General features: G+C 34.0%; 19 protein-coding genes and 2 tRNA genes. 13 read left to right on the top strand and 8 right to left on the bottom strand.

Annotated features, from left to right (window positions below):
- Positions 1–3: 3 nt before the first annotated feature.
- The 9 genes from Q4Q39_RS15480 (at position 4) to moaA (ending at position 6237) form a co-directional block, all read left to right on the top strand.
- Complete coding sequence (locus Q4Q39_RS15480) at positions 4–342, top strand: winged helix-turn-helix domain-containing protein (protein ID WP_303283461.1); 339 nt, start codon at positions 4–6, stop codon at positions 340–342.
- 153 nt (positions 343–495) lie between these two features.
- Positions 496–1236 carry a sulfite exporter TauE/SafE family protein gene (locus Q4Q39_RS15475; protein ID WP_303283460.1) on the top strand — a complete coding sequence of 247 codons (741 nt, stop codon included), beginning with the start codon at positions 496–498 and terminating at the stop codon, positions 1234–1236.
- A 1-nt stretch (position 1237) separates the two neighbouring features.
- The gene (gene mobA / locus Q4Q39_RS15470; protein ID WP_303283459.1) at positions 1238–1822 is read left to right on the top strand and encodes a molybdenum cofactor guanylyltransferase; all 585 of its coding nucleotides are present in this window, start codon (positions 1238–1240) and stop codon (positions 1820–1822) included.
- Positions 1806–2039: a MoaD/ThiS family protein gene (locus Q4Q39_RS15465; protein ID WP_303283458.1), complete on the top strand. Its 234-nt coding sequence runs from the start codon at positions 1806–1808 to the stop codon at positions 2037–2039. The genes mobA and Q4Q39_RS15465 overlap by 17 nt, the downstream gene beginning before the upstream one ends.
- 203 nt (positions 2040–2242) lie before the next feature.
- A complete protein-coding gene (gene moeB, locus Q4Q39_RS15460) occupies positions 2243–3331 on the top strand; it encodes a HesA/MoeB/ThiF family protein (protein WP_303283457.1) in 1089 nt (362 codons plus the stop codon).
- A 58-nt stretch (positions 3332–3389) separates the two neighbouring features.
- Entirely contained in the window at positions 3390–3833 is a 444-nt protein-coding gene (locus tag Q4Q39_RS15455; protein WP_303283456.1) for a molybdenum cofactor biosynthesis protein MoaE, read from the top strand.
- Positions 3834–3865: 32 nt separating this feature from the next.
- Entirely contained in the window at positions 3866–4231 is a 366-nt protein-coding gene (locus Q4Q39_RS15450; RefSeq protein WP_303283455.1) for a four helix bundle protein, read from the top strand.
- Positions 4232–4263: 32 nt separating this feature from the next.
- The gene (gene moaCB / locus Q4Q39_RS15445; protein WP_303283454.1) at positions 4264–5175 is read left to right on the top strand and encodes a bifunctional molybdenum cofactor biosynthesis protein MoaC/MoaB; all 912 of its coding nucleotides are present in this window, start codon (positions 4264–4266) and stop codon (positions 5173–5175) included.
- Between the two features lie 54 nt (positions 5176–5229).
- Positions 5230–6237, top strand: coding sequence for a GTP 3',8-cyclase MoaA (gene moaA, locus Q4Q39_RS15440; protein WP_303283453.1), 1008 nt, complete (start codon positions 5230–5232; stop codon positions 6235–6237).
- Positions 6238–6254: 17 nt separating this feature from the next.
- Here moaA and Q4Q39_RS15435 read toward each other — a convergent pair whose 3' ends face one another.
- Positions 6255–6770, bottom strand: a complete 516-nt coding sequence (locus tag Q4Q39_RS15435) for a hypothetical protein (RefSeq protein WP_303283452.1) — start codon at positions 6768–6770, stop codon at positions 6255–6257.
- A gap of 121 nt (positions 6771–6891) precedes the next feature.
- On the opposite strand from Q4Q39_RS15435, the gene Q4Q39_RS15430 reads away from it, so the two are divergent.
- The 4 genes from Q4Q39_RS15430 (at position 6892) to Q4Q39_RS15415 (ending at position 9587) form a co-directional block, all read left to right on the top strand.
- Positions 6892–7761: a helix-turn-helix domain-containing protein gene (locus tag Q4Q39_RS15430; protein WP_303283451.1), complete on the top strand. Its 870-nt coding sequence runs from the start codon at positions 6892–6894 to the stop codon at positions 7759–7761.
- A 108-nt stretch (positions 7762–7869) separates the two neighbouring features.
- Complete coding sequence (locus Q4Q39_RS15425) at positions 7870–8640, top strand: methyltransferase family protein (RefSeq protein ID WP_303283450.1); 771 nt, start codon at positions 7870–7872, stop codon at positions 8638–8640.
- A 190-nt stretch (positions 8641–8830) separates the two neighbouring features.
- Positions 8831–9148 (top strand): Rossmann-fold NAD(P)-binding domain-containing protein, encoded by a 318-nt coding sequence (locus Q4Q39_RS15420; RefSeq protein WP_303283449.1) that lies wholly within the window; start codon positions 8831–8833, stop codon positions 9146–9148.
- Between the two features lie 238 nt (positions 9149–9386).
- Positions 9387–9587, top strand: a complete 201-nt coding sequence (locus Q4Q39_RS15415; RefSeq protein ID WP_303283448.1) for a hypothetical protein — start codon at positions 9387–9389, stop codon at positions 9585–9587.
- A 536-nt stretch (positions 9588–10123) separates the two neighbouring features.
- Here the strand turns inward: Q4Q39_RS15415 and Q4Q39_RS15410 are convergent.
- The 7 genes from Q4Q39_RS15410 to Q4Q39_RS15380 all read right to left on the bottom strand — a co-directional run bounded on the left by Q4Q39_RS15410 (position 10124) and on the right by Q4Q39_RS15380 (position 17591).
- The gene (locus Q4Q39_RS15410; protein ID WP_303283447.1) at positions 10124–10453 is read right to left on the bottom strand and encodes a hypothetical protein; all 330 of its coding nucleotides are present in this window, start codon (positions 10451–10453) and stop codon (positions 10124–10126) included.
- 394 nt (positions 10454–10847) lie between these two features.
- Entirely contained in the window at positions 10848–13802 is a 2955-nt protein-coding gene (locus Q4Q39_RS15405) for a T9SS type A sorting domain-containing protein (RefSeq protein WP_303283446.1), read from the bottom strand.
- 269 nt (positions 13803–14071) lie between these two features.
- A complete protein-coding gene (locus tag Q4Q39_RS15400) occupies positions 14072–14452 on the bottom strand; it encodes a sulfatase-like hydrolase/transferase (RefSeq protein ID WP_303283445.1) in 381 nt (126 codons plus the stop codon).
- A gap of 412 nt (positions 14453–14864) precedes the next feature.
- Positions 14865–16373 (bottom strand): alpha-L-fucosidase, encoded by a 1509-nt coding sequence (locus tag Q4Q39_RS15395; RefSeq protein WP_303283444.1) that lies wholly within the window; start codon positions 16371–16373, stop codon positions 14865–14867.
- Between the two features lie 95 nt (positions 16374–16468).
- On the bottom strand, positions 16469–16717 hold the full coding sequence (locus tag Q4Q39_RS15390; protein WP_303283443.1) for a hypothetical protein: 249 nt from the start codon (positions 16715–16717) through the stop codon (positions 16469–16471).
- A 691-nt stretch (positions 16718–17408) separates the two neighbouring features.
- A tRNA-Pro gene (locus tag Q4Q39_RS15385) sits at positions 17409–17483 on the bottom strand.
- A 19-nt stretch (positions 17484–17502) separates the two neighbouring features.
- Positions 17503–17591, bottom strand: a tRNA-Ser gene (locus Q4Q39_RS15380).
- Between the last annotated feature and the right edge of the window lie 65 nt (positions 17592–17656).

The following is a 17656-nucleotide window of genomic DNA, read 5'->3' as shown; positions in this document are numbered from 1 at the left end:
ATTATGGGATATAAGATTAAAAGTAGAATCTGGATTGAATCTGAGAATAATGTACTTCTTGGTGAAGGCCGTGTTCATTTATTAAAAGCCATACAAGAAACTGGATCGCTTTCAAAAGCTGCCAAATCGTTGAGTATATCGTATAAAAAAGCGTGGCAGCTTTTAGATTCTGTGAATAAATCAGCTAAAAAACCAGTCACCATAAATAGTATTGGCGGTAAAGGTGGTGGTGGCGCCGAACTAACTGAATATGGAAAATCATTAGTTAATGCCTTTGATGAAATTAACAAAAATTGTTGGGCGTTTTTGGATAAGCAATTGGAAAAGATAAAAAGTTTATAAAATTGAAATTAATAAAAACAATATTGAATATTAACTTTTAGTCATTTCGACAATAGGAGAAATCACATTATTGTAATCAAGTTTATTTAATAATGTGATGTCTCAATCGTACCTCATTTCGACATGACTAATGATAAAATTATATAACAAAAAGTGCTACAAACAGAAAACATATACATATTCTTAATCATACTACCAGTAGTATCGTTTCTGTATTCTAGTGTGGGACATGGTGGTGCCAGTGGATATTTGGCGCTTATGGCGTTGTTTTCTTTTGCTCCAGAAAGTATGAAGCCTACTGCCCTATTGCTAAACTTATTCGTTGCTGGTATTTCGTTTTACTATTATTATAAAGAAGGGTTCTTTAACAAAAAGTTATTTATATCATTTGCTATCACATCTATACCATTAGCTTTTATTGGTGGTATGATTGAAGTGGATGCGTCATTATATAAAAAAATACTCGCTGTTTTATTGGTTTTTGCCATCTTAAAAATGCTGAACGTTTTCGGAAAAGAAAGTACCTCAATAAAAGAATTAAAACTTTGGCAAGGACTGGTCGTTGGAGGTATCATTGGTTTCTTTTCTGGACTGATTGGTATTGGCGGAGGGATTATTTTAACACCTGTTATTCTGTTGTTGCATTGGGGTAAAATGAAAGAGGCAGCTGCAGTTTCAGCTTTATTTATTTGGGTGAATTCTGCTTCAGGTTTAATAGGTCAGTTTAGTATTGGTGTGACTTTAGAAAAAGCCTCTTTTTTATTAGTTGCCATCGCGTTAATTGGCGGTATTTTAGGCGGTTACTATGGTAGTAAAAAAATAAATAATAAAAACTTACAATACATTCTAGCTTTCGTATTAATGATTGCTTGTGTTAAATTATTCTTCACTTAAAATGGTAGACAAAAAAAACATAACAGGCATCATTTTAGCTGGAGGCAAAAGTTCCCGAATGGGAACAGACAAAGGTTTTTTAATGTTAAACAAGAAGCCTTTTATACAGCATAGTATTGATGCTTTAAAACCTCTGGTATCTGAAATTATAATTGTTTCGGATCATACAGATTATGACTCCTTAGGTTACAAAAGAGTGACAGATACCATAAAAGATGCGGGACCAGTTGCAGGAATTTGTTCGGGTCTCGAAGCATCTAATACTAATTACAATTTAGTTTTAAGTTGTGATATTCCACTTATTAAAACTGAGATACTGGAAAAACTGATAGCGAATATAGATGCTGACTCTGATATTATTCAGATAGAAAGTAATGGTAAAACGATGCCATTAATAGCGCTTTATAAAAAACAATGTAGTCCTGTTTTTAGTTACCTATTGAAAAAAGACGAAAGACGTTTGCGTGTGGCTGTTAATCAATGTCGTGTTAAAAATATTTCATTGAGTTATCATGATTATAAGACTACAATGAACGTGAATACAAAAGAAGAATTAAAACAATTAGAAGATGCTTATAACGATTAAATACTTTGGTCAAATAGCTGAAGTGACTCAGAAAGAAGAGGAATCTTTAGAGTTTTCAGGAGCTTTGGTTTCTGAGCTGATAGAACAGCTTTATGAAAAGTATACGCTATTGAAGAATAAAGATTTTAAAGTAGCACAAAATCAGGAATTAGCGACATTAGAAACATTAATTTCTGGAAATGACATTGCGCTTTTACCTCCTTTTGCGGGAGGATAGTCATTTTGACCTAGAGATCGACATCACATAATCACAGGAATAATTTACTGTTATGGGATGTCTCAATCGTGCCTCATTCGACATGACAAAAGTAAAATAGAAAACGTAATGTCAGTTCGAGTTTTTTCTGAAAGAAAAAGTATCGAGAACATTTAAAATTAAATAAATAGAAATGGTAGGATGAGATTCCTGCCTTCGCAGGAATGAATAGATACAGCAGACATATAATATTATCCGAAATCGGTCAGGAAGGTCAAGACAAAATTTCTAAGACTAAAGTTTTAGTCATTGGTGCTGGTGGTTTGGGTTGCCCTATTTTACAATATCTTACCGCAGCAGGTATTGGAACACTTGGGATCGTAGATTTTGATGTGGTAGAACTATCAAATTTACAACGTCAGGTGTTATTTGGGACATCTTCATTAGGAGAGAATAAAGCAGAAGCTGCAAAAAAACGATTAGAAGATTTAAATGATCGTATTTCTATAATTTCCTATCCCGAAAAGCTGACACATAAAAATGCGATCGAACTATTTAATCAGTACGACATTATTGTTGATGGATCCGATAATTTCGCAACCCGTTACCTAGTCAATGATGCGTCTATTATAACCAACAAACCATTGGTTTTTGGATCTATTTACAAGTTTGAAGGCCAGGTATCGGTCTTTAATTATAACAACGGGCCAAGTTATCGCTGCTTATTCCCTACTCCACCAGAAAAAGGAGCCGTTCCTAATTGCTCTGAGATAGGTGTTTTAGGTGTGTTACCTGGGATTATTGGAACAATGCAAGCTAACGAAGTTTTAAAAATCATATTAGGACTTGGTAAGCCACTTTCTGGAAAACTACTTTGCTACAATGCATTAAATAATCAAAGCATCACATTAAAAATAAACAGATCAGCCTCTGAAATCGAGACTGTTTTAGACAAAAAAGATAGTTTCCATAGCCAAGATATTGAAGCGGTTTGTGACATAGAAATCGATACTATTTCAATAGCAGAAGTTATCACTCAATCAAACATTCAAATTATAGATGTTCGTGAAACTCACGAAACACCAAAAGTTGACAGTTTAGACGTTACATACATCCCTTTGAGTGTATTGGAATCTCAATTAGAGAAAATCAACCCAGAAAAGAAAAAAGCAATTTTTTGTCAATCAGGAATTAGAAGTAAAAAGGCCGTTTCCATACTAAAAGCATTTGAAATCAATAATTGTTACAGCCTTATTGAAGGGGCTTCAGAAATAGATGAATTTTGTCAAAAAACTAGCAGGTTAGCCAATTAAAATAAATCAGACCTGTCAGGTTTTAAAAACCTGACAGGTCTACAAAACATAAAAAATAATGGCAGATAAAAAAATAAAAAACGTATTTAGGCAAGGCGCTATTTCCTCTGAATTTATAGGAAATTCCATTGCAAAACATCAAACCAAAACCAGCATCGGTGCTCATAATATTTTTTTAGGGCAAGTACGTGCCGACGTTATCGAAAATAAAACCGTTTCAGCTATAGAATATACAGCTTATGAAGACATGGCGAATGCCAAATTCCATGATATAAGAGAAGCTGCTTTTGAAAAGTTTGAATTAACCTGTATGCACATCTATCACAGTTTAGGAACTGTTAATGCTGGTGAAATATGTTTGTTCGTATTCGTATCATCGCCAAGACGTAAAGTCGTTTTTAAAGCTTTAGAATTTATTGTTGAAGCTATAAAAGCGGATGTACCTGTATTTGGGAAAGAGATTTTTGAAGACGAATCACATCAATGGAAAGTTAATAGTTAAAAATAGTTTAATTGTTTAATTGTAAATAAATTATGGCATATACATTTTCATTCGAAAAACTAAGTGTTTGGGTTGACTCAAAAGAATTAGTAAAGTTGATTTACTTAACTACTAAACAGTTCCCATCTGAGGAAAAATTTGGATTAACGAGCCAATTAAGAAGAGCGGCTGTATCCATAGCATCAAATATAGCAGAAGGGACTTCAAGAAATACAAACAAAGATAAAGCGCATTTTACTACTATCGCATTTAGTTCATTAATGGAAGTTTTAAACCAAATTATTATTTCAAAAGAATTAGATTTTATTGATGAAAACAATTATTTAACCATCAGAACAGAAATTGAAAAAATTTCCAATAAACTAAATGCATTACGAAAATCACAACTCAACAATTAAAACAATTCAACGATTCAACAAACTAACACATAATGGTCGACATAACACATAAAAGCACCACATTAAGAACCGCAGTAGCTCAAGCCGTAGTAAAGGTGAGCAAACCTGAAACTATAATTGCCATTCAAAACGATACGGTTCCAAAGGGCAATGTATTTGCCATGAGTAAAGCAGCTGGGTTATTAGGCGTAAAACGAACTCCGGATATTCTTCCAGACTGTCACCCCTTGCCTATCGAGTTTACAGGTGTGGAGTATGAAATTAATGATCTTGAAATCACCGTTTTATTCACTGTAAAAACCATTTATAAAACAGGTGTTGAAGTTGAAGCCATGCATGGAGCAAGCGTTGTCGCTTTAAACATGTACGATATGTTAAAGCCTATTGATAAAGGTATTGAGATTCACCAAATAAAATTACTCAATAAAAAAGGTGGGAAATCTGATTTTAGAGATCGTTTTAGAAAAGACCTGAAAGCAGCGGTCATTGTATGTTCCGATACCATTTCAGCAGGACAGAAAGAAGACAAAGCTGGAAAAGCGATCATAAAGAAGTTAGAGGAAAGTGATGTGAAAATTGAAGATTACATTATTATTCCAGACGAAAAAGAGATTATTCAGGAGAAGGCAAAAAGCTATCAAAAAGAAGGTGTTGACTTAATTATCTATACTGGTGGCACTGGACTTTCTGTTAGAGATATTACACCAGAAGCACTTTTACCACTTTTAAATAGAAGAATTCCTGGCATTGAGGAAGCCATTCGCAACTACGGACAAGACAGAACGCCATTTTCGATGCTATCCAGAAGTGTTGCAGGTACTATGAATAACACCTTGCTATTGGCGCTACCAGGTTCAACAAATGGCGCTAAAGAATCCATGGATGCTATATTTCCATCGGTGCTACATATTTTTAGAATATTAAAAGGTGCAAGACACGATTAATGATGAAGACCTGTCAGGTTTTTAAAACCTGACAGGTCTCTGAACACTATCAACATGAATAAAGGACTAAACATATTACAAGATTCACATGGTAGAGATCATGCGTATTTACGTATTTCATTAATTGAACGTTGCAATTTACGCTGTACGTACTGTATGCCGGAAGAAGGTGTGAAATTATCTCCTAAGAGTCATCTCATGACTTACGAAGAAATCTATGATATAGCCAAAACTTTTGTAGACCATGGGGTTACTAAAATCAGATTAACTGGGGGTGAGCCTTTAATCAGAAAAGATATTCCTGTTATTTTAGAGAAACTGGCAACGCTTCCTGTAGAATTATCCATCACGTCCAATGCTGTTATTATTGATAAATTCATTGATGTTTTAAAAGCTAATGGCGTTAATAAAATCAATGTGAGTTTAGATTCCTTAGATGAAGGCAAGTTTAAACACATTACCAGAAGACATGAGTTTAAAAAGGTTTATAACAATATTTTATTATTGGTCAAAGAAGGCTTCACAGTTAAGGTGAATGCCGTTTTAATGAAAGGGTTTAACGATAATGAAATTATAGACTTTATAAATTTCACAAAAGACTTACCAATTTCTGTTCGCTTTATTGAATTTATGCCTTTTGATGGTAACAAATGGGATATGAGTAAAATGGTTTCCTACGCCGAAGTGATGGATTATGTTAATGCTTCTTTTCCTAAAGAAAGCATAGAACGTATACAAGATGCTCCTAACGATACTTCTAAAAACTATAAAATAAAAGGTTATAAAGGTAGTTTCGCTATTATTAGTTCTGTAACAAATCCGTTTTGTGATTCGTGTAACAGACTTAGATTAACAGCCAACGGACAAATAAAAAACTGTTTATTTTCTTCAACAGAATCTGATTTATTAACCACGCTAAGATCTGGTAATCCCATTGAACCAATCATTCAAAAAGCAGTACAAGCAAAGCTTAAAGTTCGAGGAGGCATGGATACGCTTAAAAAACTTCAAGAACCCGAATTACATAACAATAATAGAAGTATGACTGCTATTGGAGGCTAAGGGGTATGACTTCAAAGCTAAACCCCTAGAGAATATGTAAGCCCAAAAATAACAGTATCGTATCGTTTTCCAAAACTCTTTAGATTAAACTCTACAAACACCTGTATCGGATTTATATCATATAATCCTCTAAATTTAAGTGCTGCAGCATGATTAAAATTACCTGTGGAGAAAAACAATGAAGAGGTGTCTTCCGCTCTACTTAATATTTTATAGTCGTTTACAATATATCCAACGCCCCCAGTAATACTTAATGCGTTCCAATGCATCAAACGTATATTATAAGTAATACCAAACTCATTATAAACTTCTGTATTTTCGAATTCTTTTATAAAAAATCGATTATACTCAGCTATATAAGTACGTGTTTTTGTTGAAGGTTGATACTGAAATCTGATATCAAAACCTACTTCTTCCTGCAATCCAACACTAATTGCAGCACCCAAACCAAAATCAACACTTCCATTCTCATAGTCTTGAGAAAAAGAACAAAAACAAACAAACCATATAAGTGTTAAAAAAATGGTTTTCATCTATTGCATATTGATTGTAAAATTGAATAAAAAGATTTCAAATGTAAAGCAATAATTCATCGAAAACAACTGTCAAGAAGCCTAGCAAGTTCACTAATCAAATTATTTATTAAATTTGTGTATGACCCTCGATGTTTTCAAATACTTTAAAAACGATCCAAAAAATAATAAATTAATTGGTGACGACTATTTATTTGTAGAATACAAATGTCCCATTGAAGTTGAAAAATTCAAATTATGGACCGATACACCTTTTATAACATATGTGATAAGTGGAAAAAAGGATTGGACTTCTATAAACAAAACATATCCATTACATTCCGGAGAGTCTCTTTTTATTAGAAAAGGCATTTACAATACAAAGCAATATTTTGAAGAAGACTATTGTACTATTCTCTTTTTTATAACTGAGGATTTTATAAGACGTTTTATAACTAATAATGCATCAGTTATAAAATCTACAAGCCCAAAAGAACATTACGATCAAATTTTTCCCATAAATGTTACCAACTCATTAAACTCCTTGTTTCTATCTGTTTTTAACTATTTTGATATGGGCGGTGATATCCCCAGAGAATTAGTTGAAATAAAATTTAACGAATTACTGTTTAATATTGCACTAACTCCGGGCAATCAAGATTTGATTAGTTTCTTTAATACCTTAAGACAAGTTGAAAAAACCAGCATTCATGATATTATGATGAAAAATTTTCATTATGATTTGCAATTGGAAGAATATGCACGTCTTTGTGGAAGAAGCCTATCTACCTTCAAAAGAGATTTTAAAGTACACTTTAATGAAACACCAGGTAAATGGTTAACTAACATGCGCTTAGACTATGCAAAAACCTTGTTGCAAAATTCAGAATTGAATATCAATGAAGTGTGTTACGAAAGTGGTTTTAAAAACACATCTCACTTTAATAGTAGTTTTAAACACAAGTTTAGCTACCCTCCAAATCAATATCGAAACCTTCATTTGGCTACTTAGTCCACATTTTTTTGATTTGAACTTTTTAGAAAGAAAGTTGAACTTTTAAGAAAACCCTTAGCTTCCGTTTCAGAATACTTTTGGCATATCATTTAAAATCAATATGTCATGAAAAAAGTATTAATGTTCTTGTATTCAATTATCTCTTATCTTATCGGGTTTGCATCTTTACTATTGTGGATAGCATCTGTAAGCCATTTAATTCCCGAAATATCAATAGATCAAACACCTCAAATGGGATTTTTTCCTGCCTTATTAAAGAACCTGGGATTAATCGCTCTTTTCGGATTACAACATAGCATCATGGCTCGACAATCATTTAAAAATGTTTTTGCGAAATATTTCCCAAGACCTATTGAACGCAGTACGTTTGTACTAATCTCTGGATTATTATTGTCCCTTTTAGTTTTACAATGGGAACCTATGGGTGGACTCATTTGGGACATTGCTCCAGATACAGTTCTGTTTTATACCATATATATCTTGTTCTTCGCTGGATGGGCTATTCTTTTTATTAGTTCTTTTTTAATCAACCACTTTGATCTATTTGGGCTTAGACAAACTTATTTAGAGCTTCAAAACAAACCATATACACAGCTTAAATTTAAAGTTGTCTGGTTGTATAAATATGTACGCCACCCACTTTATTTTGGAGGGATTTTGGGGCTATGGGCAACTCCAACTATGACAATTACACATTTAGTATTTGCACTTAGTCTAACAGCATACTTTGTTATAGGGACGCTCTTTGAAGAACGCGATTTGAAAAAAGATTTTGGGAACCGTTACAAATCATACCAATCTAAAACACCTATGCTAATTCCGTTTACAAAACGAAACAACAAACAAACAAACAAACAAATAATTAATAAAACATAAAATCATGAAAACTTTATTTTTAACTATCGTAAGTGTATTCGTTATAAAATCAACAATACGAAACCATTTAATGGATTAAACTGTGAAGTGACACAAACAGATATTACCGATAGAAAATCTCTAAAAAAAGCATTTGAGGGAGTTACCTCAAACTGAAATTTATAATAATAATATGTAAGGAACTCAAAACGTGTTTGATATCGCAAAAGAATGCGGAGTTAAGAATATCGTTTATGTAAGTTCTGTAGCGAGTTTAGATTTTACGAAGTTACTGGCCAATGTAGACAATGGATACAATAAAGATCGAAGAAATTGGTATTATAATTCTAAAAATGATTCTGATAAACTGGCTTTTGAATTAGGGAAAAAATATGATATTAGAACTGTCTTGGTCTTACCTTCAGCTATGATTGGTTCTATAGCCTTTAAATTAAGTTATTCTAATAATCTTGTTTTACAAGTTTTAAATGGAGAAATACCAGTAGACACCAATGTAACTTTAAATTAGGTAAATGTAAAAGATGTGGCTTTAGGAACATATAAAGCAATGAACAAAGGTAGAAATAGGAAAAGATACATTCTGTCTAATGAGGAACATACAACATTGCAAGAAAGTGTAAAGATAGTTTCTGACTTATATCCTGAGCTAAATTTAAAAATGCCTAAAAAAGTACCAAAATCTTTATTATACTCTGTCGCAGGTTTAATGGAATTTAATAGTAAAACTCACAGGAAAAGAACCTCTATTGCAGAGACATTATCTCGATATGTTCTATGGTTTAAAGCAAGATTATGATATTAGTAAATCAAAAGAAGAATTAGATTTCAATCCTAAAACTTCAAAAAAGGCTTTAGAAGATGCTTTGAAGTATTTAAAAACCGATTGGAAAGAAAACGTAATAAACCAAAGAAAGTGCTTATCACCTACCCTACGTTTCTTACACTAAACGTTGGCAACATTTAAGGACAGTACTATGAAACAAAAACTATTATTGACATTATTATTGATTTTCTAGTGAAGAAAATGATGGTGAAGGTGCTTTTTGTTTTCATTTTAAATGATTTTGGTTAAACAATAATTTGCAAAGACGAAAGTCAAATCACGCTTCAAAGTCTCATATAAATATAAAATGGTTCACATCATTGGGTCCAAGTTATCTAAAGAATCAAATATACAGGCTTACGATTTAGGCTATGAAAACCTTAAAAAAGAACTGAATAAACTAAAATGATTATGAAGAAAATTGTCCAAATATTAATTATCTCTATCCTTATTTTTGGATGTTCCAAAGATAATAACATTAACAACTTAGAATTTGAAGCAATCAATATTGATATCTCATCTCCATATAATAATTTTCAGAAATATGATATAGAAGAAATTGTATATTCTCATAGTAATCGGCCAAAGGATGAACTATTACATACTAAAATAACTTTTGATACAATCAATATTAGCGAATATGAAAACAGCGTTGTATCTTTACTGGGTATTAAAGTTCCATATTTGCCCCGTAGCAGTGGCTCCAAGGGAATCTTTGGTCACTACCTTCCAATAATAGTCAGTCCCGCCAGTTAAGGATGTTGCCTGAAAACTCTTGTCCAGATGGTCGCTTACAAGCTTTGTTACGGGCGGATTGTTCGTACCCAAATAAACATCAAACGTTAATGTGTCATCATCTACGTCCGTGGCTCCCCATGACAACAATACGGAACTCCCAGATACCGATTCATTTAACTTTGGTGAAAGTATGCTCGCCGGAAACGGTAAATGGTTCTCTACCCCAAAACCTTCTGTGTAGAATTGGAACACAGATGAAAAATCACTGGACGCATTCTTGCTATCTATGGCCTTTACCCGCCAGTAATAAATAACATCATGCTCCAAAAGCACTGTCTTTGTCAGTGCGCTCAAGTTTGTAAAACTATGGGTAATCTCCGTAAACGCTGTATTCTTTGATATCTCCATGGTATACTTCACCGCATCCCCCTCCGGATCTGATGACGCTCCCCACTTGAAAACCAAATTGTTATCTATACATAGTTGATTATCCGTTGGTTCTACTAAAGCAGGCTTCTCTGGTGCTGTGTTTGATGTTGGATCAGGCCTGGGCTCCGGGCCTGGGTCATCTCCGCCCCCACTACATGATACCGTTGCTATCAATCCTGAAAATACTGCTATTAATATATATTTCCTCATAATTCTATTATTCCTTTATTACTTTTAATGCTTTTGTCTTGTTTTTACCTATATGCAGAACCGTAAAGTAGATCCCTGATGGACTTTCGTTTATATCCAATGTCACCTTGCCGCCACTTACTCCGTAATCCCCTGATGATATCAATTGGGAATATACATTGTATATATCTACCGTAACCCTATCCAATGGCATGGACAAAACTATTTCAAAAACCCCCTTTGTGGGGTTGGGGGAAACCTTCAATATGCCGTCTATTGTTTTTGTCATGTCTCCCTCACAGCCCACACTGGTCTTTACCTCTACAACGTCACCATAAGCCCCATCTACCGAAAATATCCTGGAGCTGGTCTGGAACGAAAACGCCCCATTCACATAAACATCAAAAGGTGCCGTACCTGTTGTAACCGATACATCCACTTTATTGGGCCTTGAACTCATTTTTCCCGTTACAGAGCTACCCTCTTTTATACTAAATGTATAACACTGTTCTAACGTTGTGGCCGTATTGGTTATACATAGTTCATAGCTTCCCGGTGCCAGGTCCTCCATAAGCCACTCATCACTAAAATTAATAACAGCTCCCTCGTTTAAAACCGCTTCATAGCTGCCCGGTTCCTCTGCTAATATCTTTATTGTCCCGTTGTCCTTATCTGGACAGGTCTCTCCGGTTACCTTTATAGTATAACTCGTGTCGCTTGGTTCGACTATTTCCTCGGTGCAGGGAACCGTAGATAAAACAAGTCTACCTGTATTAAAGTAATAGTCTTTATAAGTTGCTGCTGTATAAGGCTCCCCTTTTAGGTTTCTATTCTCAAAATAATCTTTTACACCTTTTCTGTAAACTGTTTTGTCAGGAATAGCGCAACGATAATCATCTAAATATAGCCCTATTTCATTAAAAGGTATATTTGGTGCATCTGCAGGTTTTGATCCTGAGTAGCTAAAACTAAGTGTTGAAAGATCATTAAAGGCACTCATTGGGATTTGCTGATTATTACTTACATCTGGATTAGAACGTGTTACAATATCATCTCCTAAGGAAGCATAAAAAAAGTTATCTGAAAAAGTAGCACCATAAGCTCCCATTTCTTTATTATTAAAATAACCATTTAGCATATTAGCCAATCTAGGATGTCTATTTTCCCAAAATGGATCTACTCGCGATCGCCAATTATATCTAGTTATACCTGTTTCCCAATTAGGAATTCCAATATTTTGTAACATCACTCCAAAAACATTTCTAGCGCCATTTGTATTCAATGGATCACTTTCTAATAAATCCATAAAAAAGTTATATTGCTGTGCTAAAGTAATACTAGACGGAGGCGTATTTCTTATACCACTAATACAGCTTATAAAGATGTTTCTCTGAAACATTCCTCCACCTGCCCAAGACTGTTTAATTCCCATTCCTGTTCGATAAAATATATTTTCAATTACAGTTTCTCCTGCATCTCCTCCATCAGAGTGTACACCAGCTTTAATAACCGCTCCTCTTATTTGCATATTATGGTGTAGAAAATTGTGCTTAAATACATTACCAAATCCAGCCAGTTCATGTGCCGTATAAAAGAAAGCACCATCTCCCTCTTCTATCTGTGCATTAAAAACCTCATTCTTCTCAATAACATGATCTACGCCTTTATAGGTAAAAGGCTGGCCATTGATATTATGTACTAAATTGTTTCTGAGACTATTTCCCGCTCCTCTTACTCCACAAGCTTTACCATAAAAATCTTTTGAATATATCTGTGTGAAATGACAATTCTCCCATGAATTGTTTGCTTTGTTTACAGAATTGTTATTATAACTGCCTCCATACAATCTTCCGCCACCTGCAATATCAAAAAAATCACAGCTCTGTACTTTATTATTTTCTCCATTGTAAATACTTACAGCAGTCATAGGGTCTGAAATATAACGAAATACTACACCATTGATGTTAACACCTCTACAATTATCTCTAAGAGTAATAGCAGAGTCATTCCTAGTTCCATCACTTATATTCTGTATCGTCATACGTTCTACAACTACATTTTCTACACCGTTCATTGCAAATAACATTTTACCAGACCAAGCACTAACCTCTGTATTTAGTGTAAGAACTGTTTCTGGATATAGATACAATACATTATCTACATCATCAAAATACCATTCTCCAGGGGCATCTAGCTCATATAAAATATTATCAAAATGAATACGGCCTGGTGAACTACTCTTATTACTTATACCAAACCTTGTACCATTAGTACCTCTTATAAAAGAACCATTATATTTAACTGTAGCTACTTTATTCACGTTTTCTCTTGCCCAATCTGCCGAAATATAGCCCTGAAAATCAATCTTTCCATTTCGTTGAATTTCGGCCTCCCATGCATCATTATTAAAGGAAAAATAACTATCTAATTTAAATCCTCCTCCTTTTGGGCTTTCTATTGTTCCTTCTTCGCCTTTTGTTTCTATATTTTCTATATTTAACGACTTATCCATAAGTGCCACACCTTCATTAGGAAACCTGGCCAACCTACCCATAACATCATCTACTGAGATATTCATGAATCTATTATTAAGCAATACTGCCAAATCAGAATCATTTATTGTAGCCGAATATACTTTACCTACTACTTCTGATTTGATTCGACCTCCTAAATCTGTTGTAACACTGCTAAAAGCACCTGCTTCAATAAGCGTACCCCCATCAATAATTACTTTTTCGTCTTCGTAGCCACTTATTTTCAAACCATTGTCTGCTGAAGTAAGACTAATAGTCTCATCATAATAATAACGCCCCTTTCTAATCCAAATAGTCTTTGCTCCTGTCTGCCTTGATTTTTCAACTGCAAATGATAACGATGCCAGTGGGTTGTCTATAGTACCACTATTTGTATCTAGCCCATCAGTAGCTACATAAAGTTCTGTTTGAGCATTCCCTTTTAGACAAAAGAAAAAAGCTAATAACATTATACTTAAAAATTTTATTTTGTATTTTTTCATAGTGTAAAAAACTGGCTTAATTTGATAATAATCACCTGCAAAATTATGACTGATGTTTTCCTGAATTTATTTAACAATAAGAAACACAAAGCCACTATTATTTCTTAATCGGTAACACCACCTATCAATCCTAAATCAGCAAGCTTTTCCAAAATTGCTTTAAATATTTAGATGTCATGTAGAAATAAAACCCAAATTTTGGTATCAATTTGTTCAATTCAATAATGATTATGAGGTTATTCTGTTGCTGTTCTAGAATCTATCCAGTTAATAGCATTATCTGTAACAACATCAGAACTGTGTCCTTTTGATGTTACGGTATTGTTTGGCCAATCTCCCTTTCCTTTTTCTCTAAACTCTGGGTCAAAATAAGTGCCTTGATTTGGAAATACTTTATAATAATCAAATTCAACGGGTTCTTTGTGTAAATGCCATTTACCAATAGTCGCCGTTTCATACCCTAGTTTCTTCATTTCTATAGGCAGGTATTGTTTTTCAATACCTAACTCTCCCCACAAATCCAATACATCATTTGTTTGACTGTATTGCCCTGTCATAATAGAAGCTCTACTAGGGGTACAAATTGAATTAGTTACAAAACAGTTTTGGAAAACCATTCCTTCTTGAGCCAGTTTATCTAGGTTAGGTGTTATGTTTAAATTCTCTAAACGCCCCGCCCATAAACACCTATTGCCCCTGTAGAATGGCCATCTGTCATTATATATATATATATATATATAATATTAGGACGTTGCTTCTTTAATGTACTGGTTGTTGCATTACTTTGAGAGGAACTAACATTGGATATGCAAATCAAAAGAATTGCAAATTTTAAAGTCTTTTTATCATTTAAGTGAAAATCCGTTTTTAGAGGTTCCTATTTACAATACTCAGCAGTAGCTTAGGTCGTCATTTTGTTTGTATTGGGATGATTATTTGTTCAAAGTAATCTTTAACAATAAACCGCTAGGTGAAATGCCTAAAAGTAGTTTCAAAGGCATTAACATCACTAAAAAAGATTCTCTTTTTCTAATTATAAGGTTCACACTTAAAAACTTGAATTTTTCTTATTTCAGGGGTACCTTCTATAGATTTTAAACATTTGAATCTAATTCTATCCGTTTTTATGGATTCTACACGGTCAATTTTTTTATGACCAATGGTCTCATAACCAGGTATTTTATTATAAGGTTTCTTAGCGGTTGGAAAATAATTGACAGGTTTTAGCTCTTCCCATTTCCCATCTAAAAAAGCTTCTAAAGTATATTTTGCTACGCGTTGTCCATTTGCAATATTTTCCATTAAAACAACGGTATTAATTTCCTGTGATTCTTTCCATGTAAGTTCTACAATATCACTTTTCTTGATTTCACTTAATTCAGCAATAGGATTAGCAAAACGCTTTTTAATCTCGTCTCCAAATCTTTTTGCAGCAACTACAATGGTATCAGGAACTAAACCTCTATCATCCGGAGGAAGATTAATAATGGTATTTGCCCCTAATCCAACCGTTCTGTAATACAAATCTATATGTTCATTTAAAGTTCTTGGAAGTGTTACTTCTGGATGCCAAAACCAACCTCCTTTATGAAATGCCCAATGTGTAGTACATTCTCTAACCCTCCAAAATTCCCCCAGAGGGTGTCCTGTTCTAACTTCGTTTTCAAGCAATCCATAATCGTTTTCAACTGCACTATCATTTGAATTAGGTGCAGGACGCGTGTAGTTGGTTCCGTCAACTGTATTTACAGCATTCCACATGGGGTATACCACAAGTCCAGATTCATTACCTGGCACCCAAGTTTCCGGTCCCATAAATACCATATTAGGCTGAAATTCTGCAACTAAATCTGTAATGGGGTTCCAAATATGTTCACTTCCTGGGGCTCCCCAATGGTCGGACCACATAAAATCTATTTGACCGTAATTGGTTAACAGCTCTCGCATTTGCTCCATCTGTACTTCTAAATATTTAGATTTAAGTTTCTCATCTCTAAAAGCTATTTCTACAAGTGAATCTCTACTTTTCCCCCAGCCTATTTCACCTTTATACCAACTCAATGCATGGTAGGCATCATGACTAGATGTATGATAAAACCCAACTTTTAGACCATGTTTTCTACAAGCTTCAACAAATTCTCTTGCTATATCTCCTTTACCATCTTTATAGGGACTATTAGCTATGGTATACTCTGTAGTTTTAGATGGCCATAAGCAAAAACCTCCTTCATGTCTTACCGTTAAGCAACCATATTTAGCTCCCATTGATTTGGCTGTTAATACCCACTGTTCTGCATCTAATTCTGTTGGATTAAATTTAGAAGGCGGTTCTTTGCCATCTCCATGTTCTTGCCCTGTAAAGACGTTTAATCCAAAGTGAAAAAAAGCACCAACTTCCCAATCAGCAAATTCTATTTGTTTTTTACTGGGCTTTGCTAAAGTTAAAGTTTGCTTTTCTTGTTTTTCATTTTTGCAAGCAAAACATATAAGAACAAAAATTACTATGAATATTTGTTTAATATTTTTATACATTTTCATATAAATGGTTAATTTTTTTTTAAGTACTATAAGGTTCTCTAAAACTCCAAAGTTATCTATGATAAGTGAATGTTATTGGTGTCTATTATATCATATTAGTATAACAAATTGGTCATTACCCCACATATATTGAAAATAATATTACTATATTCTATTATGAATTTATTTGTTTCGAAAAAGGCTTTTCCAAAATTGGGATGAGTGGTTTGATTTGTCTGCCAAAATACTTGGGCAGACAACATTAACACACCTCGTTTGCTAACAATATCAATAAATTTGTCTATAATCCTATTTTGTACTTTTAATTGGTACTCTTTCGGAATATCACCAAGTATGGCCTGCATAAACAATCGTTAGTTTGCCAAACCATTGGAGCTATTTTACCTTCACCACCCTGCTCATGGTCCTTAACAGTTGCACCTCTAGGAAAAGCTACGTTTTTATAATTTAGAACAACACCAGAAGCACCTAATTTTCCTTTTCCTATTCTAAAACCTTTTTGTAATAATGCGTCTTGCCCGAGGAACCTAGCTTTAATTTTTTTTATATGTAACTAGCTCAAAATCATAAGATAGCTATTTATGACGTAATAGTAATTTGGTATATACTTGATCCAAATAATGGTTCAATTCCTTACCTTCAGGTGACCTGGAGGTCGTTTTCTTCGATTTGGCATCCCAATAGGTAACCGATGTCCTCGTTGTAAACTTAAACATTCTCTTTAATCACCTCCAAAGAACATTTGATAACTCCTTGTTTCTTAAGCTCTGGAATAGCATATTCATATATGGTTTTTACAATATGCCGACCTCTGTATTCAGGAAGAGGTGACTTTGGTTAAACAATAATTTGTAAAGACGAAAGTCAAATCATGCTTCAAAGCTCCATAAAGTTAGTACATTTTTAGTGAAACATTGCACACCTTTTATATGGTTTTAAATGGTTTCATTTGGCATCAAAAAAAATGTGTAAAAACAAAAAACACTGATAATCATACGATTAACAGTGTTTTGTTGTGACCTATTTCTAGGTTCGTCGGGGTGGCAGGATTCGAACCTGCGACCTCCGCGTCCCAAACGCGGCGCGATAACCGGGCTACGCTACACCCCGAATTGGTTATCTTACTTTGCGGAGAGACAGGGATTCGAACCCTGGGTACCTATTTCTAGGTACGACGATTTAGCAAACCGCTCCTTTCGGCCACTCAGGCACCTCTCCAATTCTTTTTATTAAGAACGTTGCAATAAAATTGCGGTTGCAAATGTACTAGATACTTAGATATA

Origin of the sequence: Flavivirga amylovorans, assembly GCF_030540875.1 — a bacterium.
Lineage (GTDB): Bacteria > Bacteroidota > Bacteroidia > Flavobacteriales > Flavobacteriaceae > Flavivirga > Flavivirga amylovorans.
Note: the sequence above shows the minus strand (reverse complement) of the source record. Positions and strands in the feature narration are given on the sequence as shown.